The organism is Delftia acidovorans SPH-1 (assembly GCF_000018665.1).
GTDB lineage: Bacteria > Pseudomonadota > Gammaproteobacteria > Burkholderiales > Burkholderiaceae_C > Comamonas > Comamonas acidovorans.
On sequence record NC_010002.1, the window covers coordinates 2,719,065 to 2,739,587 of the forward strand.

Genomic DNA, 20,523 nt, shown 5'->3' on the forward strand with positions numbered 1-20,523 from the left:
AGGAAAGGCCTGAGCTAAGTCAGTGAAAGTTCAGGGTGGCCGTGATGTGGGATGCGTGGTGGGTGCTGGCGGCGGCGGTGGCCGTGTTCGGGCTGGCCGGTGTCGTCAAGGGAGTGGTGGGCCTGGGCCTGCCCACGGTGTCCATGGCGCTGCTGGCGCTGTTCATGCCGGCCGGGCAGGCGGCGGCCTGGCTGCTGCTGCCGTCCCTGGTGACCAATGTGGTGCAGATGCGGCCCATGCCATCGCTGCGGCCTTTGCTGCGGCGCCTGGGCTGGATGCAGCTTGGCATTGTCGCGGGCACGGTGGGCGGCATGCTGTGGTGGGGCCCGGTGGGCGAGGCCGCCGTGGCGCGCACGGCGCTGGGCGTGGCCCTGGTTATCTATGCCCTGTGGGGCCTTTGGGGGCCGGGCCTGCAGTTGCCGCAGAGGCATCAGGCCTGGCTGGGCCTGTTGTGTGGTCTGTTGACGGGCGGGATCACGGCGCTGACCGGCGTGTTCGTGGTGCCGGCCGTGGCCTTTTTGCAATCGCTGGCGCTGGGCCGGCAGGCGCTGATGCAGGCCATGGGCCTGTGCTTCACGGTGTCCACGCTGGCGCTGGGCGCGGGCATGGCGCTGGCGCAGGGGCCGGGCCATGCCGCTTCGTCCTGGACGGGCTGGGGGGCCACGGCCCTGGTTTCCGCACTGATGCTGCTGCCCGCCCTGGCCGGCATGGCCTGGGGCGAGCGGCTGCGCCAGTCGCTGTCGCCCCAGGTTTTCAAGCGCGTGCTGATGCTGGGCCTGCTGGCCCTGGGCATCTACATGTGCGCCAGGGGCTAGTCCCGGGCGTTCAGGCGCGGAACACCTTCACCGGGCTGCCGCGCTCCACCTCCCAGTGCTGCTGGCTGCGCGTGCGCCGGGCCTGGCCCTCGCCCTGCGCGTTGAGGCGCGCCAGCTTCAGGGCCAGCAGCTCGCGCGCCAGCCGCTTGTTGGCGTGCTGGCTGCGCTCGCTCATGACCTTCACCGAGATCCCGCTGGGCACATGCAGGGCATGGACGGCGGAGTCCGTGGTGTTGACATGCTGGCCGCCCTTGCCCGAGGCCTTGCAGGCCTGGAAGACGATTTCGCCGTCTGCCGGCAACTGCCGGGGCGGCTCGCACTTCTGCACGGCAACAAACCAGTTCCTGCGCGGGTGGTGGGGCCGCAGGGGGCTGTCGAAGACCCACTGGATGGTGCCCAGCCAGGCGCCCAGCGTGCCGTGAAGCAGGCCCGTGTCGCCCTCGCAGCGCAGCAGCACGGACTTGTAGCCGGCCGGCGTGGGCGTTTCCTCCAGCACGTCCACGGCGATGCCGCTGGCGGCGCAGTCGCGCAGCAGCTCGCGCAGGGTCAGGCGCACGGCATGCTCGCACTCGGCAGGGCCGTGGGATGCGGTCAGCTGGATCAGCAGCATTGCATGGCTCCCTTCTTGTAGGTCAGCAGGGGGCGCAGCCGCGCCACCAGTTGCACCAGACCGGCTTCCTGCAGGCTGGCGACCACGGAGTCCACGTCCTTGTAGGCCTGGGGGGCCTCCTCGTAGACCAGTTCGCGGTCGGCGCAGACCACGGCGCTGCCGAATTTTGTGCGCAGCAGTTCGTCCAGCGTGAAGCGCGGGCGCAGGCGGCCCATGCAATCGGTGCGTGCCCACTTGCGGCCTGCGCCGTGTGCCAGCGAGTGCAGTGCCTCGTCACGCCCGGCCACGGGCCGCACGAGGTAGCTGTAGTCGCCGCGCGAACCCGGGATCACCACCAGACCCTGGTCGGCCGGCGTGGCGCCCTTGCGGTGCAAAAAGCCATCCTCGCCGCGCCAGTGGTGGGCGATCACGTGGTTGTGGGTGATGTCCAGCAGGGCCTGGCCGCGCGTGCGCAGGGCGCGCAGCAGGCGTGCCGCAATGCTGGCGCGGTTGAGCTGGGCAAAGGCGATGGCGGCCGCGTGCTGGCGCAGGTACTGCGTGGCGGCATTGCTGCTGGCGGCCAGGCCGTCGTGGCTGAAGGCCTCCACATGGGCGCGCAGGATGGCGCCGCCCAGCCCGCGCGAGCCGCTGTGCACCATGAGGTGCACGCGTTTCCTGTCGAGCGCGCCGTCCTCGTACAGCGTGTCCACCACCTGCAGTTCGGCAAAGTGGTTGCCGCCGCCAATGGTGCCCAGGCTGTCCTGCAGATACGCCAGGTCGGCCACGCCGCTGGCCTGGGCGATGTGCTCCAGCCGCTGCATGTCCACGGCGTCCAGCAGTTCCTGGGGCAGGGGGCCGTCGATGTTGCCCACCGCCTTTTCCAGCTTGGGGGCCGAGGTCTTGTGCGCTGCCAGCTCCGTGCTGTACAGCGACATGCCGCAGCCGATGTCGCCGCCGACCAGGGCCGGGTAGAAGCGGCCCACGGAAAAGAAGGCCGCCCCTACCGGGTAGCCCCGGCCCGGGTGCAGGTCGGGCAGGCCCACGGCTGCGCGCATGCCGGCCAGGTTGCGGGCCGTTGTTTGAAGTTGTTGGATGGCGGCGTCTTCAATCCAGACGCCGCGGTTGGCGAACACCTCAATGTAGGTGTCCGAAAGGGAATTGCCCATGAATGGCTTTCGATCGAGTGCTTGGGGCACATTCCGGCAGATGCGGAATGCGCAATGGGCAGTCGCCGCAAGCTCGATGGACAGGCATCAGGAAAAGCGCACGCGCAGCCGAAAGCCGGGCCTCAGGGGGCCGGGAATCAGGTCTGCAGCGTGGCCTGGAGGCGCTAGGGCTTCAAGCGTGCACGACTGCAAAGGGACGTGTCGAATGGGACATGGGTTCTCTCCTTTGCGATGGTGGACGGGTGCCGCGAATGCGGCAAAGACGGGGATGCTAGGGGCAAGCGGCCGGTGCCGCAAGCGAAGTCGCAGGCGCGTGGCGGATTGCATACAAAGCAAGATGGAAAAAGCCCCGCAGGCAGGTACCGGCGGGGCTTTTTGATGAAGGGCCTGTGCCCGTTCAGTCCTGCGGACGGAATCCGATGACCAGGTCCGAAGGCACGCGGCCATCGATGTCGCGCGGCAGCGTCTCGGTCTTTTGCAGCGCGCGGATGACGGCGTCGTCCCAGGCCTTGTTGCCGCTGGACTTGGCAATGGTGGCGCCGGTGATGGTGCCATCGGGCGCGGTGCGCACGCGCACCTCGGCCCGCGGGTTGCCGCTGATGGCGTCCGGGTAGACGATGTTGGGCTTGACGCGTGCAGCCACCTTGGCGCCATAGCCGGCCGAGGGGCCTGCGGCCGAGCTGCCCGAGCCACCGCTCTTGCTGCCACCGGCGCCTTCGCCGGCCGAGCCGCCGCTGCCGGCCAGACCCTGCATGCGGCGGATGTTCTCCAGGCGACGTGCCTCGGCTTCCTTGGCCTCGCGGGCTTCCTTGGCGGCCTGTTCCTTCTTGCGCTTGTCCTCGGCGGCCTTCTTCTCGGCTTCGGCCTTGGCGGCCTTTTCCTTGTCGGCCTTCTCGGCTTTCTCGCGCTCGGCCTTGTCCCTGGCGGCTTTTTCCTTGTCCGCCTTTTCCTTTTCGGCCTTGTCCTTCTTTTGCTGCTCCAGGCGGTCCTTGCGGTCCTGCTCGGCCTTGTCCTTTTTCTGCTGCTCGAGCTTGTCGCGGCGGTCCTTCTCGGCTTTTTCCGCCTTCTCGCGCTCGGCCTTGTCCTTGGCCGCCTTGTCGGCCTTTTCCTTGTCCAGGCGCTCCTGGCGTTCCTTCTCGCGCTGCTCACGGGCGGCCTGTTCGGCGCGCTCCTTCTTTTGCTGCTCGATCTTGCGCTTCTTCTCCAGCGCGATCTCGGCCTCGTGGTCGTCGTCCACGGCCTGCGGCTTGGGAGGTGGGGGCGGTGCAATCACGGGCGCAGGCGGCGGCGGTGGCGGCTGGGGAACAGGCTCGGGTGCAGGTGGCGGCGGTGGCGCAGGCACGGGCAGGGCGGGAGCGGGTGCGGCCGTGGACCAGAACTCGGCCTCGACCATGGGCTCGTCGGCCTGCTTCGGGGGGCGCACGGTCCACAGCATGGCGGCCACGAGCAGCCCGTGCGCTGCCGCGGCCAGGGCCCACGAGCGCGTGCGGCCGCGCGTGCGCGGCGGTGCGAACTGGTCGTGGTCTTGCAGGTTGGGCATGGGATCGAAGGCGGGCGGCGCTGCTTACTGGGAGGACTTGACGCCGAAGGCCACGCGCTTGACGCCGGCCGACTGCAGGGCCGACATGGCGGCCATCACGGTCTCGAAGGGCAGCTTCTTGTCCGCCGAAATCAGCACGGCGCTGTCGTCGCTTTGCTGGTCCTGCCAGCTCCTGGCGGCTGCGCCCAGCTCCTTGAGCGTGACGGTCTTGTCGGTGCTGCCGGCCTTGATGCGGATGCCGCCGTCCTTGTCGATCATCACGTCGGCGCGCTTCGGGGGCGTGCGCGCGGCCTTGCCGGCGCTGGGCACGTTGATGGAGCCCGGCGTGAGCATGGGGGCCGTCACCATGAAGATGATGAGCAGCACCAGCATCACGTCGATGAAGGGCACCATGTTGATCTCGTTGACGGTGCGGCGGCTGCGGCCGCCGCGCGAGGCTACTGCGGGCATGTGCTCACTCCTTGCTGGCTTTGAGCGACTTCAATGGCCGGACGGGGTGCTGGAGCCGGTCGCACCCACGTTGCGCTGCAGGATGTTGGAGAACTCTTCGATGAAGGTTTCCTGCTGGCTGGCCACGCGGTCGATCTGGTGGGCATAGCGGTTGTATGCCGTGACGGCCGGGATGGCGGCGAACAGGCCCATGGCCGTGGCCACCAGCGCCTCGGCAATGCCGGGGGCCACGGTGGCCAGCGTGATCTGCTCCATGTTGGCAAAGCCGGTGAAGGCGTGCATCACGCCCCAGACCGTGCCGAACAGGCCGATGTAGGGAGAGACCGAGCCCACGGTGCCCAGGAAGGACAGGCCCGACTCGACCTCGTCCATCTCGCGCTGGAAGCTGGCGCGCATGGCGCGGCGGGTGCCGTCCATCAACTGGTTCACATCGGCGATGCGGCGCTCGCGCAGCTTCTGGTACTCGCGCATGCCGCTGGCGAAGATGCGTTCCATGGGGCCGCCCTGCTTGGCGTGGTGGGCCGCCGAGGCGTAGAGATCGTTGAGGCTGGTGCCCGACCAGAAGTCCTGCTCGAAGCCGTCGTTGAGCGAGCGCACGCGCTTCAAGGTCTGCGACTTGCGGAAGATGGTGGCCCAGCTGGCCACCGAGGCGCCCACGAGGATCAGCATGACCAGCTGCACGACCCAGCTGGCCTGCAGCACGAGGCTGAGTATGGACATGTCATGGGAGTTCATGTGAGTTGCTCCAGGATGCGGTTCGGAATTCTTGCGGGGCGCATGGTCGAGCCATCCACCCATCCAATGCGGATCGTGCCTTCGCACAACAGGGGCGGCGGCGCATTGCCATCGCCGGCGGATGCCAGCAGCGCCTGCTGCCGTATTGTCAGCGAAGCGCGCCCGCTGCTTTGCAGCTCGGCGGTAACAAGGAGTTGGTCATCGAGCCGGGCCGCCCGCAGGTATTGCAGCTGGGCCTGGGTTACGACAAACATGCCGCCCGTTTGTTCCCGCAACTGCTGCTGGCCTATGCCCAGGGCGCGCAGCCACTCGGTGCGGGCACGCTCGAAGAACTTCAGATAGTTGGCGTAGAACACGATGCCGCCGGCATCGGTGTCCTCCCAGTAGACGCGGATGGGAAATTCGAAGGCCATGTGTGGCGGGCCTCAGGCCAGCAGGCGCTGCAGGCGGCGCACGGCCTCCTGCAGCTGTTCCATGGAGTTGGCCGTGGAAAAGCGCACGAAGTCGGCGGTCTCGAACGTGCCGAAGTCGCGGCCCGGCGTGATGGCCAGGTGGGCGCGCTCCATGACGGCGTAGGCAAAGTCCCAGCTGCCCTGGACGCCAAGCTTGGCGGCAGCGGCTCGGCAGTCGGCCCAGGCGTAGAAGGCGCCGTCGGGCTGCACGGGCACGGGCAGGCCCAGGGCCTCGAGCGCAGGGATGAAGAAGTCGCGCCGGGCCTTGAATTCGGCGCGGCGGCGCTCGTACTCGGCAATGGACTCGGGCTCGAAGCAGGCCAGGGCGGCGCGCTGCGAGACGGTGCTGGCGCAGATGAAGAGGTTCTGCGCCACGCGCTCGACCACGGGCACCATGGCCTCGGGCACCACCATCCAGCCCAGGCGCCAGCCCGTCATGTTGAAGTACTTGCTGAAGCTGTTGATGCTGATCACGTCCTCTCCCAGCGCCAGCGCGGTCTGGCCGAAGGCGTCGTCATGCGACAGGCCCAGGTAGATCTCGTCGATGATGGTCAGCCCGCCCCGGGCGCGCACCACGTCGAGGATGCGGCGCAGCTCGGCCGGCGCAATCGAGGTGCCGGTGGGATTGGAGGGCGAGGCCAGCAGCACGCCGCGCGTGTGCTCGGTCCAGGCAGCCTCGACCTTGTCGGCGCTCAACTGGTAGCGTTCGGCCGCCGTGGTCGGCACCATCACGGCCCGGCCTTCGGCTGCGCTCACGAAGTGGCGGTTGCAGGGATAGCTGGGGTCGGGCATGAGGATTTCGTCGCCCGCGTCGATGGTGGCCAGGCAGGCCAGCTGCAGCGCGGCCGAGGCGCCGGCCGTGACCACGATGCGCCGCGCCGGCACATCCACGCCGAAGCGCTGCGCATACCAGTGGCTGATGCGCTCGCGCAGCTGGGGCAGGCCCAGGGCCGGCGTGTATTGCGTGGCGCCGTCCTGCACGGCGCGCGCTGCGGCCTCCTGCACCAGCGGGGGGGCGGTGAAGTCGGGCTCGCCGATGTTCAGGAAGATCATCGGCGTGTCGCTGTCCGCGCAGCCGCGCGCCATCTCCTGCGCCGCCTTGGCGATCTCCATCACGTAAAAGGGCTCAATGCGGTCGGCGCGGGTCGAAAACTTCATGACGGGTGAAATCCTGGAAGAGGCGCCCGCGCCCGGCAGGCGCGGGCGGGCCGTGGATGGCCGGATGCGGCGGGGCCTGTGCCCCGAAGACCCGAGGCGCGGCGTCAGCCGGCGGCCTGGTCGGCAGCGTCGTCTGCTGCTGCTGCGTCCGTGGCGGCATCTGCTACCGCGTCGGTGGCCGTGTCTGCCTTGGCGGCGGGCTGCGCGGGCGCGGAGCCCTTGCCCGCACGGTCATGCTCGACTTCGGCCGCGCGCAGCGTGGGCGCCAGGCCGTTGAGCACGGCGTTCACGTATTTGTGGCCGTCGGTGCCGCCGAATTCCTTGGCCAGCTCGATGCACTCGTTGAGCACCACGCGCCAGGGCACGTCGGGGCAGTGCTGGAATTCATACACGCCGATCCACATGCTGGCGTGCTCGATGGGCGAGATCTCGGCCATGGTGCGGTCCAGCTTGGGGGCGATCAGCGCGTCCAGATCCACCTGGGAGTTGATGCAGCCGCGCAGCAGCGCGTCGTAGTGCACCGAGTCGGCCTTGTGAAAGCCGGACAGGTCGCGCGTGAAGCGGTCGATGGCCTCCACGTCGTTGCCGCCCACCAGGTGCTGGTACAGCGCCTGCAGCGCGAATTCACGCGCGCGGCTGCGGTTGGACTTGGAGGCGGCCTTGCGCGCGCCGGTGCTGGTCAGGCCGCCGCGGCTTTGGCGGGGAGGGCGGCCCGAGGCCGGTGTGGATTGTTCGTCGCTCATGTTCGGGCTATGGTTTGGAGCAGGTTGGCCATCTCCACGGCGACCCGGGCCGCGTCGCGTCCCTTTTCGGTCTGGCGCGCGATGGCCTGCTCCGTGTTCTCGGTGGTGATGATCGCGTTGGCGATCGGCAGCTGGTAGTCCAGGGCCAGGCGCGTGACACCCGCGCCCGATTCGTTGGCCACCAGCTCGAAGTGGTATGTCTCCCCACGGATGATGCAGCCCAGCGCCACCAGGGCGTCGTACCGGTCGGACTCGGCCATCGCCTGCAGCGCCACGGGCACTTCCAGGGCGCCGGGCACGGTGACGTGGTCGATGTTTCCGGCCTGCACGCCCAGGGCCAGCAGCTCTTCGCGGCAGGCCTGGGTCAGGCTGTTGGTGATGCTTTCATTGAAGCGGGCCTGGACGATGCCGACGCGCAGCTGCGCGCCGTCGAGGTTCTGGGCCTGGCCCTTTTCTGCGTTCAACATTTCTTATTCCTTGGGGATGTAGCCGCTGATTTCGAGGCCGTAGCCGGCCATGCTGGGCAGGCGGCGCGGCTGGCCCATGAGCTGCATGCGCTGCACGCCGCATTCGCGCAGGATCTGCGCGCCCACGCCATAGGTGCGCAGGTCCATGCGGCCGCGCTCGGGGGCCTGGGCGGCACGGGCGCTGCCGTCGAACTGGGCCATCAGCTGGTCGCCGGTCTCGCCGCAGTTGAGCAGCACGGCCACGCCGTGGCCCTGGCGGGCGATGTATTCGAGGCTGGAGTCCAGGCTCCAGGAGTGCAGGGTGCGGCCGGTCTCCAGCGCGTCCAGCACGGACAGCGGCTCATGCACGCGCACGGGCACGGGGGTGTCGGCCTCCCACTGGCCCTTGACCAGGGCCAGGTGCACGGATTGGCTGGGCAGGTCGCGGAAGGCATGGGCGATGAACTCGCCATGCGCCGTCTGCAGCGGGCGCGTGCCGACCTTGCTGAGCAGGGATTCGTTGCGGCTGCGGTACTGGATCAGGTCGGCGATGGTGCCGATCTTCAGGCCGTGCTCGGCAGCGAACAGCTGCAGGTCGGGCAGGCGGGCCATGGTGCCGTCGTCCTTCATGATCTCGCAGATCACGGCGGCGGGGCTGCAGCCGGCCAGGGCGGCGAAGTCGCAGCCGGCCTCGGTATGGCCGGCGCGCATGAGCACGCCGCCGTCGACGGCCTGCAGCGGGAAGATGTGGCCGGGCTGGACCAGGTCCGTGGGCTTGGAGTCCTTGGCCACGGCGGCCTGCACGGTGCGCGCGCGGTCGGCGGCGGAGATGCCGGTGGTCACGCCCTCGGCCGCTTCGATGGAGACGGTGAAGGCCGTGCTGTACACGGTGCCGTTGCGCGCGGCCATGGGCGGCAGCTTCAGGTATTCGCAGCGCTCGCGCGTGAGCGTCAGGCAGATCAGGCCGCGGCCGAAACGCGCCATGAAGTTGATCGCCTCGGGGGTGACATGGTCGGCGGCCAGCACCAGGTCGCCTTCGTTCTCGCGGTCTTCCTCATCGACGAGGATGACCATGCGGCCCGCGCGCATGTCGGCAATGATGTCTTCCACCGGCGAGATGGGCACGGGGGACGTGGAGTTGTTCATGGAGTGCCTTCTGGAGGAGCCGGGTCGTGCGGACGGGGCGCGGCACACGCGCCGGCTCCCTCGGCCTGGCAGGCGTCAGAAGTGGGCTTCCAAAGAACGTGTGGCGCGGCGCAGCCGCTGTCGGCAATCGGCATGACCCGGAATGACCTTGCGAAAGCGCACATTCTATTCCAGCGGCCATCGGTCGCAGGCGGCGCGGGCTTTGGCCGGATTCAGGGGCCGGGGTCCTGCAGCACCACATCGCCTTCGGGATAGGCGATGCAGGGCAGCACGCAGCCCTCGGCCCGTTCCTCGCGCGTCACGCCCGGCCATTCGATCTCGTAGCGCACGCTGCCCGAGACCAACTGCCCGATGCAGGTGCGGCAGGTGCCGTTGCGGCAGGAACTGGGCCAGTCCACGCCGCCCTGCTCCAGCGAGTGCAACAGCGGCTGGTCGGCCCAGGCATCGACCTGCAGGCCGCTGGGCGTGAGGCGGGCGGTGAAGAAGGGCGGGGCAAAAGGGGAGGAGGCGGGGGAGTCCTGGCTCATGGGCGTCTGCTTTGGATGGGGGATCTGCCGAGCCTGCATTTGTATGCGATACGGAGCAGGTCGGCACAGGTCCGGAATTGCGCCGTTTGCCTGTTTTTTAATCAATCGCAGGGCTTGTATTTCAAATCAATGACTTAACCGCGAAATCAGGCCGTTGCAGCCGCTTGTCCACATGCTTGTCCAGTACGAATGGGGGTAAATGCGTACATGCGGGTTGCGCGGTGGATAAGCGGGACGCAGCCCGAAAATCCGGGGTCTTTTGCCTGTTTTTTAAGCAGATCACATGTTTCCCTTTGGAATCAATGACTTGTGTGGCTTATCCCGCCCGCTGTGAAAGTTGTTCACAAGATTGTTCAGGGTGAGACAGGATAAGTCGGGCAGACGACTTGTGGATTTGATTAAAAAATAGGCAAAAGAAAAAAATCCATTCAAAACAACCGCTTAGGTCACCAGTCCCGGGCCAGCACATGGTTGTCCACAGGCTTGTCACGCAATGGTGGGGACAAGGCTGGCGGCCCTGCCGCAGTCGCTTGGGCAACCGGCATGAAGGCGGCGTCCGTCTACATTCCCGAGTGACCGGCGCCTAGCCATCCGGCGGGCGGAGCCGGCATCCAATGCAACAAAGGGAGCATCTCCATGGCGATTGAGTTTGAAGGCCGCGTGGCCATCGTGACGGGGGCCGGCGGCGGCCTGGGGCGTCTGCATGCGCTGGCGCTGGCGGCGCGCGGCGCCAAGGTGCTGGTCAATGATCTGGGCGGCGCGGTGGATGGCAGCGGCAGCTCGGCCACGGCGGCCCAGGCCGTGGTGGACGAGATCCGCGCGGCGGGCGGCCAGGCGCTGGCCAACGGCGCTTCGGTCACCGATTTCGCGGCCGTGCAGGCCATGGTGCAGCAGGCCGTCGATGCCTGGGGCCGCGTGGACATCCTGGTCAATAACGCCGGCATCCTGCGCGACAAGAGCTTCGCCAAGATGGACATGGATGATTTCCGCCTGGTGGTGGAAGTGCACCTGATGGGCGCCGCGCATTGCTGCAAGGCCGTGTGGCCGCACATGCAGGCGCAGAACTACGGGCGCATCGTGATGACCACCTCGTCCACGGGCCTGTACGGCAACTTCGGCCAGGCCAACTACGGCGCGGCCAAGCTGGCCCAGGTCGGCCTCATGCAGACGCTGGCCATCGAAGGCGCCAAGCACGGCATCCATGTGAATGCGCTGGCCCCCACGGCGGCCACGCGCATGACCGAAGGCCTGATGCCCGAGGCCGTGCTGGCCGCGCTCAAGCCCGAGGCCGTGGTGCCCGCCATGCTGGTGCTGGCCCACGAAAGTGCGCCCACACGTACCACGCTGTGCGCAGGCGCGGGCGGCTTCGAGGCGGCCTTCATCACGCTGACCGAAGGCGTGTACCTGGGCCAGGGCGATCAGGTGCCGGAGCAGCTGGCTGCGCAACTGGCCCAGGTGCTGGACCGCAGCGGCGAACAGGTGCCCGCCAGCGGCGCCGCGCAGGGCACGCTGGAAGTGGGCAAGGCCATGGCCGCTGCTCGTTGATCAAGCGGGGGCCGGCAAGTGATTTCACCGCTGGCCGGCCTGCCCTTGCCCGGCGTCAAGGCAGGGCCGGCCGGGAGGGCGAAACTCTGACATATTCCTTTCGCTCGCGGCGGTGCCATGCGGGGCAACAGGCCAAAACGCGTGGTTAAGCGGACAGGCGCCATCGCGTTTCCTGCCGTTTCTCTATCATTCGGCGTCCGGGTCGGGTCCGCCGGGAATCCTGGTGGTTTCCGTGTGGGCCGGTGCCCATCAACGAATCGGTAAACAAGAATGAAAACATCGCAGGCATCCATGGCGGTTCCCGATCCCCAGCGGCTCAAGGGCATACGCCGTGGCATAGAAAAGGAGGGCCTGCGCGTGCTGCCTTCCGGCAGCCTGGCGCTGACGCCGCATCCCCTGGCACTGGGCTCGGCGCTCACGCATCCGCACATCACCACCGACTACAGCGAATCGCAGATCGAGCTGATCACGGGCGCGCGCCTGGGCGTGCAGGAATGCCTGGACGAGCTGGTGCAGATCCACCAGTTCGTGCTGCGCAGCCTGCGCGATGCGGGCGGCGAGATGCTGTGGTCGTCCAGCATGCCCTGCCAGTTGCCCACGGACGAGACGATTCCGCTGGCGCGCTATGGCTCCTCGCATTCGGGCCGATCCAAGAGCGTGTACCGCATGGGCCTGGGCCATCGCTACGGCCGGCGCATGCAGACGATTTCGGGCATCCACTACAACTGGTCGCTGCCCGGCGTGACCAGCGACCAGTATTTCTCGCTGATCCGCAATTTCCGGCGCCATGCCTTCGTGCTGCTGTATCTGTACGGCGCATCGCCCGCGCTGTGTCCCTGTTTCGTCGAGGGGCGCGAGCATGGTCTGAAGCCGCTGGGCAATACGGGCCAGGCGCTGTACCTGCCCCATGCCACCTCGCTGCGCATGGGCCGCCTGGGCTACCAGAGCGATGCGCAGGCCAGCATCAACGTCAGCTACAACGGCCTGGAAGGCTATGCGAATTCGCTGCATGAGGCGCTGACCCATCCCTACCCGGCCTACGAGATGCTGGGCGTGCGCAATCCGGGCGGCGACTACAACCAGCTGGGCACGGGTCTGCTGCAGATCGAGAACGAGTTCTACGGCACCATCCGCCCCAAGCGCACCGTCAGCCGTGGCGAGCGCCCGCTGCATGCCCTGCGCGAGCGCGGCGTGGAGTATGTGGAAGTGCGCCTGATGGACCTCGATCCCTTCGAGGATGTGGGCATTGCCGCCCCCACCATGCGCATGCTGGACGTGTTCCTGCTGCACTGCCTGAATGCCGACAGCCCGCCCGATACGCCGGCCGAGATCGCCGAACTCAAGCACAACCAGCACCTGACCGCCGAGCGTGGCCGCGAGCCCGGCCTGCAGCTGGTGCGCGCGGGCCGCGAGGTGCCGCTGCGCGACTGGGCCCATGAAGTGCTGGACCAGTGCCGCCCCTATGCCCAGGCGCTGGACAGCACGCACGGCACGCACGATTACAGTGCCGCGCTGGCCCAGGCGCTCGAGCGCCTGGAGCATCCCGAGCGCACGCCGTCGGCCCATGTGCTGGGCGAGCTGACGGGCGAGTACGGCAACAGCTTCTCGCGCTTCACGCTGGCCCGTTCCGAGAAGGCCCGCGATTCGCTGCTGGCCCTGCCCTGGAGCCAGGCGCAGCAGCAGCGCTTCGAGCAATGGTCGGCGCAGTCCGTGCAGGACCAGCGCGACATCGAGGCCGCGGACACGCTGTCCTTCGAGGAATGGCGCCTGCGCTACATGTCGCCCGAGAACCTGCGCTGACCGTGCCTCAGCCAGGTCCGCCGCTCAGGGCCTGGCCTGCATCCTCGCACCAGAACAGCACGGCGTCGTAGAAGCCTTCCCAGACGCAGCCGTTGCAGCCGCGGCCGCAGCAACTGGTGGGCTGGGGCGGCGCCGGGCGCAGCGCAATGCCTGCAGCCTGGGCGCGCTGCTGCCAAAGCCCGATCTGCGACAGCGCCTGCTCCAGCGGGCCCTGCACCATGCTCAGCGCCGCGCCTTGCTGCGGCGCACCACAAACAGCACGATGAAGGCCGTGCCCAGCAGCAGGGCGAACCAGCCGACCAGGTACGACTGGGCCATCATCTGCACGATGCCCCCGGGTGCCATGAACTGCGGCGCCAGCAGAATCACCAGGCCGATCACGGCGCAGGTCACTCCCTTGATCAGCAGTTCGATGTCGGCCTTGCGCGAGGCGGAGCGGGAAGAGGAGGTATCGGGCAAGGACATAGGCAGTGGGGCGGGGCGTAAAAGCGGGGGACAATTGCGGCTTGCGCAAGAAAGAATGAAGCCTGCGGTTTGCGCTGGGGCGCAGCGCGCTGTTCCATCCTGTCTGCGCAAGCCATGAATTATCCTTGCGCCCCTGCCAGTTCCCCCGTTTCCCAGAAAGTAATCCCATGGCCATACAGTGGTTCCCCGGTCACATGAATCTCACGCGCAAGGTGATCACCGAGCGCGTCAAGGAAATCGATGTGGTCATCGAAGTGCTGGATGCGCGCCTGCCGGGGTCGAGCAGCAACCCGCTGCTGCAGGAGCTGACGGGCCACAAGCCGCGCCTGCAGGTGCTCAACAAGCAGGACCTGGCCGATGCCGCGCGCACGCCGCTGTGGCTGGACTGGTACAACGCCCAGAGCGACACGCGCGCCATTGCGCTGGACGCCTCCGAGCCCGCGCCCACGCGCCGGCTGATCGAGGCCTGCAAGCTGCTGGCCCCCAATCGTGGCGGCATGGCCAAGCCCATGCGCGTGCTGATCTGCGGCATTCCCAACGTGGGCAAGTCCACGCTGATCAACTCCATGAGCGGCAAGCGGCAGGCCAAGACGGGGGACGAGGCCGGCATCACCAAGCTGGAGCAGCGCATCGTGCTGGCCGACGACTTCTACCTCTGGGACACGCCCGGCATGCTGTGGCCGCGCATCATCGTCGAGCAAAGCGGCTACAACCTGGCCGCCAGCGGCGCCGTGGGCCGCAACGCCTATGACGAGGAGCTGGTGGCGCTGGAGCTGCTGGGCTATCTGCAGAAGAACTACGCGGACCTGCTGGAGGCGCGCTACAAGCTGGGCCTGGACAACGAACGCATTGCCGCCCTGCATGACGACGAACTGCTGGACGCCATCGGCCGGCGCCGCGGCGCCATGATGAGCGGCGGACGTGTCAATCTGCAAAAAGCTGCCGAGCTGGTGCTCACGGATTTCCGCGGAGCGATCCTGGGCCGCATCACGCTGGAGACGCCCGACGAATACGCGCAGTGGCTGGCCGTGGGCCAGGAACGCGATGCCGAGCGCCAGGCGCGCAAGGACGCCAGCAAGGCGCGCAAGCGCCCCCCGCGCGAGCGCAAAAGCGCGCCCTGAGGCACCGCCGGCCGGCGCCGGCATACCCCGTTTGGTGCAAGAGGGCGTCCGACCGGGGCGGTGGCACAACCACCACAGCCGCAGGCGGCGCCGACCGCTAGCATGTTGAGTGTTCTTTCTCTGTTGGGGCTTTTTCATGCGGCGTCATCGAGTCGAGGCGGAAATCCATTTGTCCCTGCGCCGGGTCGTTCTGGTCGGCAGCCTATGGATCACCAGCCTCACCGTGCTCCTGGCCATGGCGCTGCTGATGCAGGACCCCGTTCCCTGGCCCAGCGTGCGGCTGAACCTGGTTGCCGCCGGCGTGAGCTTCGGCGCCGTGCTGCTGGGCTGGCGCCGGCACTGGAAGCTGGCCTCCAATCTTCTGGTCTGGGGCACCTGGGTGGCAGCCGTGACCGTGGTGGCTGCCACGGGCGGCGTGCAAAGCAGCTCGGTGCTGGCCTTTCCGGCCTTGCTCGTCATGTGCGCCTGGGTGCTGGGCGTGCGCACCACGCTGGCCATGCTGGTGCTGTCCGTGCTGGCCATGGCCGCGTTCTGGGTGGCGGGCCGCGAGGGGGTTGACTGGATAGGCCAGCGCGAGACCTCGCCCGTGTTCTCCATGCTGTACTTCGTGGGCATGCTGGGGCTGACGGGCACGGTCACGCTGATGGCAAGGCGCAGCCTGATCCGCCGTGCCCAGGAACTGCAGGACACGCTGGGCTCGCTGGAGCAGCACCAGGACGATCTGCGCAAGTTCTACCGCGCCGTGGAGCAGAACCCCGAAAGCATCGTCATCACCGACGTGCACCAGAACATCGTCTACGTGAACGAGGCCTTCTTGCAGCGCACCGGCTTTGCGCGCAACGAGGTCCTGGGCCAGCCCACGCACCGCTACTCCACCATGGGCCTGGACGCGCCGGCCTGGGAAGAGGCCTTGCACCAGCTGGGCCGGGGCGCGCTGTGGCGCGGCCAGATGACCAACCGCACGCGCCAGGGCGAGGACCTGCCCGAGGCCGTGCTGGTGGCGCCCATACGCGCCTCGGACGGCAGCATCGTCAACTATGTGGAACTCAAGCAGGACCTGTCCGAGCGCATGCGCGCAGAACGCCAGATCCACGCGCTGGCGCATTTCGACGCGCTCACCGGCCTGCCCAACCGCCTGTCGCTGACCCAGCGCCTGCGCGCGCTGGCGCGCGAATTCCGCGAGGGCGGCAAGGGCGGCGAGCCGCGCCACGGCCTGCTGCTGCTGGACATGGACCGCTTCACGGCCTTCAACGATGTGCGCGGCACGGTGCGCGGCGATGCGCTGCTGGGCGCGCTGGCGCTGCGCCTGGCCGATGCCCTGCCCGACGGCGTGCTGCTGGCCCGCATGGGCGCCGATGAATTTGCCGTGCTGCTGGAGAAGGCCGGCCAGGAGGCGGCCGAGGTCGATCAGCACATGCGCGCCCTGGCCCAGGTGCTGCAGGACGCGCTGGAGCGGCCGCTGTGGCTGGAGGAAACCGGCGAGGAAGTGCAGGCCAGCTGCAGCATTGGCGCGGCCAGCTTTGCCGCCTCGCGCACCGACAGCGGTGGCCACGATGTGCTGCGCCGCGCGGGCGTGGCCCTGCACCAGGCCAAGCAGGCCGGGCTGGGCCAGGTTGTCATCTTCCAGCCCGACATGGCCGAGGCCGTGGGCAAGCGCTTTCGCATCGAAAAGGACTTGCGCCGCGCCATTCCTGCCGGCGAGCTGCAGCCCTATCTGCAGTCCCAGGTGGACCACATGGGGCGCTGTGTGGGCGCCGAGGTGCTGGTGCGCTGGAACCATCCGCGCCTGGGCATGGTCGAGCCCGGTGATTTCATTCCCGTGGCCGAGGAATCGGACCTGATCGTGCAACTGGGCGACTGGATGCTGGAGCAGGCCTGCCGCATGCTGGTGCGGCCCGAGTTCGTGCAGCAGGGCTGGCGGCTGTCGGTCAACGTCAGCTGGCGGCAGTTCCGCCAGCCCGACGTGGTGGACAAGCTCAAGCGCACCCTGGCCGCAACCGGGGCCGACCCGCGCCGCCTCACGCTGGAGGTCACCGAAAGCGTGGTCATGCGCGATGTGGACGAGGCGCGGGAGCGCATGGCCGAGCTGCAGCTGCTGGGCGTGGAGATGGGGCTGGACGACTTCGGCACCGGCTATTCATCGCTGGCCTATCTGCAGCGGCTGCCATTCCGTGAACTCAAGATCGACAAGTCCTTTGTGCAGGACTGCCATACCTCGCCGGGCAATGCCGCCATGGTCGAGGCGATCCTGCTGCTGGCCAGACGCCTGCGCCTGCGCGTGGTGGCCGAAGGAGTGGAGACCGAAGAGCAGGCCGGCACGCTGCGGGCCTGGAACCAGGACGTGCTGTTCCAGGGCTACCACTACGGCCGGCCGCTGCCGGCGGTCGAGTGGGTGGACCTGCAGCTGGGGGCGCCTGCCGGCGTGTGAAAGCCGGCGTGAGGCCTGCGTGTGAGGGCGTTCAGGTCCTGGACTGTTCCAGCCAGCGGCGCGCCAGCAGATCCCAGAAGCGTGCGCCGCGCCCCAGGTTGTCGTCGTTGAAGTCGTAGCCGGGGTTGTGCAGGCCCACGCCGGGCTCGCCCGTGGCGGGGCCGTTGCCTATCCAGCCATAGGCGCCGGGCACGGCCTCCAGCATGAAGCCGAAGTCCTCTGCCGTCATGGCCGGCAGGATGTCGGCGTGGGTGCGGTCCTCGCCCACCGCCTCGCGCATCACCTCGGCCATGAAGCGGGCCTCGTGCGCGTGGTTGGTGGTGTTGGGATAGCCGGGCTTGAGAATGAATTCGGCGCGGCACAGATGGGCGGCCGCCACATGCTCGCTGATGCGCTGCATGCCTTCGATGAACATCTGCTGCGTCTCGGTCCTGAGCGCGCGCACCGTGCCGAAGATGCTGGCCTCGTCAGGAATGATGTTCTCCACCGTGCCGCTGGTGATCTTGCCCACGGTGAGCACGGCGCTGTCCAGCGGATCGGTGCTGCGCGACACCAGGGTCTGCAACTGGCCGACGATGGCACAGGCCACGGGAATCGGGTCCAGCGTGGTGTGGGGCATGGCCGCGTGGCCGCCCTTGCCGTGCACGCGGATCTCGAAACGCAGCGTGGAGGCCATGATGGGCCCGACGCGCACCGCCATCTCGCCGGCAGGCAGTGCAGGCCAGTTGTGCAGCGCAAACACGGCCTCGCAGGGGAAGCGGTCGAACAGGCCGTCCTCCATCATGGCCTTGGCGCCTGCGCCGCCTTCCTCGGCGGGCTGGAAGATCAGGTGCACCGATCCATCGAAATCCGGCTGCTGCGCCAGCAGCGTGGCCGCGCCCAGCAGCATGGTCGTGTGGCCGTCATGGCCGCAGGCGTGCATGCAGCCCGGGTTCTGGCTGGCGTGGCCGAAGGCGTTGAGCTCCGTCACCGGCAGCGCATCCATGTCGGCCCGTATGCCGATGCTGCGGCCCGGGTTGGCGGCGCTGCGCCCCCGGCCGTGGATGCTTGCCACCACGCCGGTCCTGCCCAGCCCGCGGTGCACCTGCAGCCCCAGCGCCATCAGGTAGGCCGCCACCTTGTCGCCGGTGCGGTGCTCCTCGTAGCGCAACTCGGGGTTGGCATGCAGGTCGTGGCGGAACTTCAGCAGGGAGCCGAGGTGGGGGGTGATGTCGGGTGTGGATCGCATACAGGGGCCGCGGCGGCCTGCACGCCCAGCGGGTCCGCAGGCGGTCGCAGCAATTCAATGACAAGGCGGACATGATAGGTCCTGTGGTTTGCCTGCGGCGCCTGCCGGGGCGATAGGCCTTGTGCTGCCCAGGCTTTGCGCTACGTTCCTTGCGAGCAGCCCGCGCAATGCCCGGCTGCCCAGGGTGCCCGGGCGCTGGAGCAAGTGCAGGGGAATGGCGCCAGGACCGACAATCGCCCCCATCATGAAAAACACCATCCTGCCCCTGCAATTGTTCGTGCGCCCCGAGCATGACGATCCCCAGCCCCTGATCCTCTACCACGGCCGCCGCTGCCCGGACGGCTACGGCGCGGCACTGGCGGCCTGGCTGTACTACGGCGGGCAGGCCGAATTCCGGGGCCTGGACCATGGCGAGATCCAGAAGGCCGACGACCTGGGCGAGCTGGCTGGCCGCGCCGTCTACGTGCTGGACTTCGCCTTCGAGCCCGAGCTCATGGCCGAGATCGAGTCGCGCGTTTCCAAGCTCGTGGTGCTGGACCACCACAAGAGCGCTGCCGAAAAGCTGAGCGGCTACCAGTGCCGATGCGGCGTCGTGCACTTCGACATGAACAAGTCCGGCGCGCGCCTGGCCTGGGAGTTCTTCCAGGCCGACAAGCCCGTGCCCGGCCTGATCCGCTTCATCGAGGACCGCGACATCTGGAAGTGGGAATTCGCCGAGAGCGCGGGCTTTCTCGCGGCGCTGGACATGGAGCCGCGCAGCTTCGAGCGCTGGGCCGAGATCGCGGCCTTCACGCCCGAGCAGGAAGCCGCCTTCATGGCGCGCGGCGGCGCCATGGACGAGAAATTCCAGAAGCTGTGCGCCGACATTTCCGAGGCGGCCCAGCCCCTGGTCTTCAACGGCATGCAAGGGCTGATGGTCAACTGCCCCGGCATGTTCCACAGCCAGGTCGGCGACCTGCTGGCGCGCCAGAGCGGCAGCTTCGCGCTGATGTGGCATGCCAGCACCAAGGGCGTGAAGATCGGCCTGCGCTCGCGCTCGGAATTCAACTGCATTCCGCTGGCCGAGAGCTTTGGCGGCGGTGGCCATGCCCAGGCCTGCGGCTTCAAGATGGGCAACGAGCGCCTGGTGGAGCTGCTGTCTGGCGTGCTCAAGGCCGATGCCTCGGCCGACTACGCCTACGTGGCAGCGCCGCTGATGGAGCAGCCTGAACCGGGCGCGCCAGCCGAAGCTGTCTGATCCGGCCGGGCCGTCGCCGGCAGGCCCGCACAGGCCTGCCAGCCGGGCAGGGCGCACAGCGCGCGCCAGTGCTGCACATCGGCCACATGGCCCAGTTGCCGCCAGTCGGCCTCGAAGCGCAGCGGCTCGCCCGTCATCGGGTGCGCCAGCTCCAGCGCATGGGCGTGCAGCCACAGCCGCTGCAGGCCCAGCCGCTCGGCCCACCAGCGGTTCAGCGGCCCCTTGCCATGCGTGGCGTCGCCAATGATGGGATGGGCCACATGCTTGAGATGGCGGCGTATCTGGTGGCGCCGGCCCGTGGCGGGCAGGGCCTCGACCAGTGAAATCCGTGTGGCCGCGTGGCGCGGGTCAAAGGCCTCGGGCCACTCCAGGCGCGCCAGGCAGCGCAGCGAAGTCTGTGCGGGCTGGGCTGGCGCGTCCTCGGGCGCATCGTCGGGCCTGAGCGCGTGGTCCACCTCCACCGCATCCGGCAGCCAGCCCCGCACCAGCGCCAGGTATTGCTTGCGCACTTCCTGCCCGGCAAAGGCCTGGCCCAGCCGCTGGGCGGCCTGGGCATGCAAGGCCATGACCAGCACGCCGCAGGTGCCCTTGTCCAGCCGGTGCGCGGGGTACACATGGCAGCCCAATTGGTCGCGCAGGGTCTGCAGCACAAAGCGCGTCTCATGCGCGTCCAGTCCCGTGCGGTGCACCAGCCAGCCTGCGGGCTTGTACACCGCCACCAGATGCTCGTCGCGCCAGAGGATGTGCAGCGGCGCGTCGTCGGGCTCTGGCGGCTGGGCCGGGGAGGGGATGGATGAAGGCTGGAACATGAGGGCGTGAGTGTAGGCGCTGTCCGCCCACCGCCCATGCAGGCCCCCGTGCACTACCCCCGTGTAGGGCAACGCAGTGCTGCCTGCCATTGCACGACTGGCGGCGTGATGGCGATGCAAGAT

General features: G+C 68.3%; 21 protein-coding genes. 6 read left to right on the top strand and 15 right to left on the bottom strand.

Features of this window, described 5'->3' with window-relative positions; genetic code table 11:
- The first annotated feature begins 44 nt into the window (after window positions 1-44).
- Entirely contained in the window at window positions 45-815 is a 771-nt protein-coding gene (locus DACI_RS12290; RefSeq protein ID WP_012204377.1) for a sulfite exporter TauE/SafE family protein, read from the top strand.
- Between the two features lie 10 nt (window positions 816-825).
- Here DACI_RS12290 and prfH read toward each other — a convergent pair whose 3' ends face one another.
- From prfH to DACI_RS12345, 11 genes are all read right to left on the bottom strand, one after another.
- Window positions 826-1,425, bottom strand: coding sequence for a peptide chain release factor H (gene prfH / locus DACI_RS12295; protein ID WP_012204378.1), 600 nt, complete (start codon window positions 1,423-1,425; stop codon window positions 826-828).
- Entirely contained in the window at window positions 1,416-2,570 is a 1,155-nt protein-coding gene (locus tag DACI_RS12300) for an RNA ligase RtcB family protein (RefSeq protein WP_012204379.1), read from the bottom strand. Before DACI_RS12300 ends, prfH begins: the two co-directional genes overlap by 10 nt.
- Before the next feature lie 397 nt (window positions 2,571-2,967).
- On the bottom strand, window positions 2,968-4,110 hold the full coding sequence (gene tolA / locus DACI_RS12305) for a cell envelope integrity protein TolA (protein WP_012204380.1): 1,143 nt from the start codon (window positions 4,108-4,110) through the stop codon (window positions 2,968-2,970).
- A gap of 24 nt (window positions 4,111-4,134) precedes the next feature.
- On the bottom strand, window positions 4,135-4,560 hold the full coding sequence (locus tag DACI_RS12310) for an ExbD/TolR family protein (RefSeq protein ID WP_012204381.1): 426 nt from the start codon (window positions 4,558-4,560) through the stop codon (window positions 4,135-4,137).
- Window positions 4,561-4,590: 30 nt separating this feature from the next.
- Window positions 4,591-5,295, bottom strand: a complete 705-nt coding sequence (tolQ, locus tag DACI_RS12315; RefSeq protein WP_012204382.1) for a protein TolQ — start codon at window positions 5,293-5,295, stop codon at window positions 4,591-4,593.
- Window positions 5,292-5,708: a tol-pal system-associated acyl-CoA thioesterase gene (gene ybgC / locus DACI_RS12320; RefSeq protein ID WP_012204383.1), complete on the bottom strand. Its 417-nt coding sequence runs from the start codon at window positions 5,706-5,708 to the stop codon at window positions 5,292-5,294. Before ybgC ends, tolQ begins: the two co-directional genes overlap by 4 nt.
- 12 nt (window positions 5,709-5,720) lie before the next feature.
- Window positions 5,721-6,905 (bottom strand): pyridoxal phosphate-dependent aminotransferase, encoded by a 1,185-nt coding sequence (locus DACI_RS12325; protein WP_012204384.1) that lies wholly within the window; start codon window positions 6,903-6,905, stop codon window positions 5,721-5,723.
- 104 nt (window positions 6,906-7,009) lie between these two features.
- Window positions 7,010-7,648, bottom strand: a complete 639-nt coding sequence (gene nusB, locus DACI_RS12330) for a transcription antitermination factor NusB (RefSeq protein WP_012204385.1) — start codon at window positions 7,646-7,648, stop codon at window positions 7,010-7,012.
- A complete protein-coding gene (ribH, locus tag DACI_RS12335) occupies window positions 7,645-8,115 on the bottom strand; it encodes a 6,7-dimethyl-8-ribityllumazine synthase (protein ID WP_012204386.1) in 471 nt (156 codons plus the stop codon). The genes nusB and ribH overlap by 4 nt, the downstream gene beginning before the upstream one ends.
- Before the next feature lie 3 nt (window positions 8,116-8,118).
- Window positions 8,119-9,240: a bifunctional 3,4-dihydroxy-2-butanone-4-phosphate synthase/GTP cyclohydrolase II gene (ribBA, locus tag DACI_RS12340; RefSeq protein WP_013803408.1), complete on the bottom strand. Its 1,122-nt coding sequence runs from the start codon at window positions 9,238-9,240 to the stop codon at window positions 8,119-8,121.
- Window positions 9,241-9,452: 212 nt separating this feature from the next.
- Window positions 9,453-9,767 (bottom strand): 2Fe-2S iron-sulfur cluster-binding protein, encoded by a 315-nt coding sequence (locus DACI_RS12345; protein WP_013803407.1) that lies wholly within the window; start codon window positions 9,765-9,767, stop codon window positions 9,453-9,455.
- A gap of 636 nt (window positions 9,768-10,403) precedes the next feature.
- Between DACI_RS12345 and DACI_RS12350 the strand changes: the two genes are divergently transcribed.
- Window positions 10,404-11,312: an SDR family NAD(P)-dependent oxidoreductase gene (locus tag DACI_RS12350; protein WP_012204389.1), complete on the top strand. Its 909-nt coding sequence runs from the start codon at window positions 10,404-10,406 to the stop codon at window positions 11,310-11,312.
- Window positions 11,313-11,582: 270 nt separating this feature from the next.
- Window positions 11,583-13,112 (top strand): glutamate--cysteine ligase, encoded by a 1,530-nt coding sequence (gene gshA, locus DACI_RS12355; protein WP_012204390.1) that lies wholly within the window; start codon window positions 11,583-11,585, stop codon window positions 13,110-13,112.
- A gap of 7 nt (window positions 13,113-13,119) precedes the next feature.
- Here gshA and DACI_RS12360 read toward each other — a convergent pair whose 3' ends face one another.
- The gene (locus tag DACI_RS12360) at window positions 13,120-13,332 is read right to left on the bottom strand and encodes an oxidoreductase-like domain-containing protein (RefSeq protein ID WP_012204391.1); all 213 of its coding nucleotides are present in this window, start codon (window positions 13,330-13,332) and stop codon (window positions 13,120-13,122) included.
- A 2-nt stretch (window positions 13,333-13,334) separates the two neighbouring features.
- Complete coding sequence (locus tag DACI_RS12365) at window positions 13,335-13,577, bottom strand: hypothetical protein (protein WP_012204392.1); 243 nt, start codon at window positions 13,575-13,577, stop codon at window positions 13,335-13,337.
- 167 nt (window positions 13,578-13,744) lie between these two features.
- Between DACI_RS12365 and ylqF the strand changes: the two genes are divergently transcribed.
- Together ylqF and DACI_RS12375 are read left to right on the top strand one after the other, a co-directional pair.
- Window positions 13,745-14,698 carry a ribosome biogenesis GTPase YlqF gene (gene ylqF / locus DACI_RS12370; protein ID WP_012204393.1) on the top strand — a complete coding sequence of 318 codons (954 nt, stop codon included), beginning with the start codon at window positions 13,745-13,747 and terminating at the stop codon, window positions 14,696-14,698.
- Between the two features lie 136 nt (window positions 14,699-14,834).
- Entirely contained in the window at window positions 14,835-17,126 is a 2,292-nt protein-coding gene (locus tag DACI_RS12375) for a putative bifunctional diguanylate cyclase/phosphodiesterase (RefSeq protein WP_012204394.1), read from the top strand.
- A 31-nt stretch (window positions 17,127-17,157) separates the two neighbouring features.
- Here DACI_RS12375 and DACI_RS12380 read toward each other — a convergent pair whose 3' ends face one another.
- Complete coding sequence (locus DACI_RS12380) at window positions 17,158-18,354, bottom strand: M20 aminoacylase family protein (RefSeq protein ID WP_012204395.1); 1,197 nt, start codon at window positions 18,352-18,354, stop codon at window positions 17,158-17,160.
- A gap of 244 nt (window positions 18,355-18,598) precedes the next feature.
- Between DACI_RS12380 and DACI_RS12385 the strand changes: the two genes are divergently transcribed.
- On the top strand, window positions 18,599-19,591 hold the full coding sequence (locus DACI_RS12385; protein WP_043781335.1) for a DHH family phosphoesterase: 993 nt from the start codon (window positions 18,599-18,601) through the stop codon (window positions 19,589-19,591).
- On the opposite strand, the gene DACI_RS12390 is transcribed toward DACI_RS12385, so the two are convergent.
- Window positions 19,531-20,400, bottom strand: a complete 870-nt coding sequence (locus DACI_RS12390; RefSeq protein ID WP_043781338.1) for a pseudouridine synthase — start codon at window positions 20,398-20,400, stop codon at window positions 19,531-19,533. The two genes, DACI_RS12385 and DACI_RS12390, sit on opposite strands and share 61 nt — an antisense overlap.
- Window positions 20,401-20,523 lie beyond the last annotated feature (123 nt).

Coding starts and splice junctions, on each gene's coding strand:
- prfH (WP_012204378.1), bottom strand. CDS start 1,425: ATGCTGCTGATCCAGCTGACCGCATCCCACGGCCCTGCCGAGTGCGAG.
- DACI_RS12290 (WP_012204377.1), top strand. CDS start 45: ATGTGGGATGCGTGGTGGGTGCTGGCGGCGGCGGTGGCCGTGTTCGGG.
- DACI_RS12350 (WP_012204389.1), top strand. CDS start 10,404: ATGGCGATTGAGTTTGAAGGCCGCGTGGCCATCGTGACGGGGGCCGGC.
- ylqF (WP_012204393.1), top strand. CDS start 13,745: ATGGCCATACAGTGGTTCCCCGGTCACATGAATCTCACGCGCAAGGTG.
- ribH (WP_012204386.1), bottom strand. CDS start 8,115: ATGTTGAACGCAGAAAAGGGCCAGGCCCAGAACCTCGACGGCGCGCAG.
- DACI_RS12310 (WP_012204381.1), bottom strand. CDS start 4,560: ATGCCCGCAGTAGCCTCGCGCGGCGGCCGCAGCCGCCGCACCGTCAAC.
- DACI_RS12390 (WP_043781338.1), bottom strand. CDS start 20,400: ATGTTCCAGCCTTCATCCATCCCCTCCCCGGCCCAGCCGCCAGAGCCC.
- tolA (WP_012204380.1), bottom strand. CDS start 4,110: ATGCCCAACCTGCAAGACCACGACCAGTTCGCACCGCCGCGCACGCGC.
- ribBA (WP_013803408.1), bottom strand. CDS start 9,240: ATGAACAACTCCACGTCCCCCGTGCCCATCTCGCCGGTGGAAGACATC.
- nusB (WP_012204385.1), bottom strand. CDS start 7,648: ATGAGCGACGAACAATCCACACCGGCCTCGGGCCGCCCTCCCCGCCAA.
- DACI_RS12375 (WP_012204394.1), top strand. CDS start 14,835: ATGCGGCGTCATCGAGTCGAGGCGGAAATCCATTTGTCCCTGCGCCGG.
- DACI_RS12300 (WP_012204379.1), bottom strand. CDS start 2,570: ATGGGCAATTCCCTTTCGGACACCTACATTGAGGTGTTCGCCAACCGC.
- DACI_RS12345 (WP_013803407.1), bottom strand. CDS start 9,767: ATGAGCCAGGACTCCCCCGCCTCCTCCCCTTTTGCCCCGCCCTTCTTC.
- DACI_RS12380 (WP_012204395.1), bottom strand. CDS start 18,354: ATGCGATCCACACCCGACATCACCCCCCACCTCGGCTCCCTGCTGAAG.
- gshA (WP_012204390.1), top strand. CDS start 11,583: ATGAAAACATCGCAGGCATCCATGGCGGTTCCCGATCCCCAGCGGCTC.
- tolQ (WP_012204382.1), bottom strand. CDS start 5,295: ATGAACTCCCATGACATGTCCATACTCAGCCTCGTGCTGCAGGCCAGC.
- ybgC (WP_012204383.1), bottom strand. CDS start 5,708: ATGGCCTTCGAATTTCCCATCCGCGTCTACTGGGAGGACACCGATGCC.
- DACI_RS12365 (WP_012204392.1), bottom strand. CDS start 13,577: ATGTCCTTGCCCGATACCTCCTCTTCCCGCTCCGCCTCGCGCAAGGCC.
- DACI_RS12360 (WP_012204391.1), bottom strand. CDS start 13,332: ATGGTGCAGGGCCCGCTGGAGCAGGCGCTGTCGCAGATCGGGCTTTGG.
- DACI_RS12385 (WP_043781335.1), top strand. CDS start 18,599: ATGAAAAACACCATCCTGCCCCTGCAATTGTTCGTGCGCCCCGAGCAT.
- DACI_RS12325 (WP_012204384.1), bottom strand. CDS start 6,905: ATGAAGTTTTCGACCCGCGCCGACCGCATTGAGCCCTTTTACGTGATG.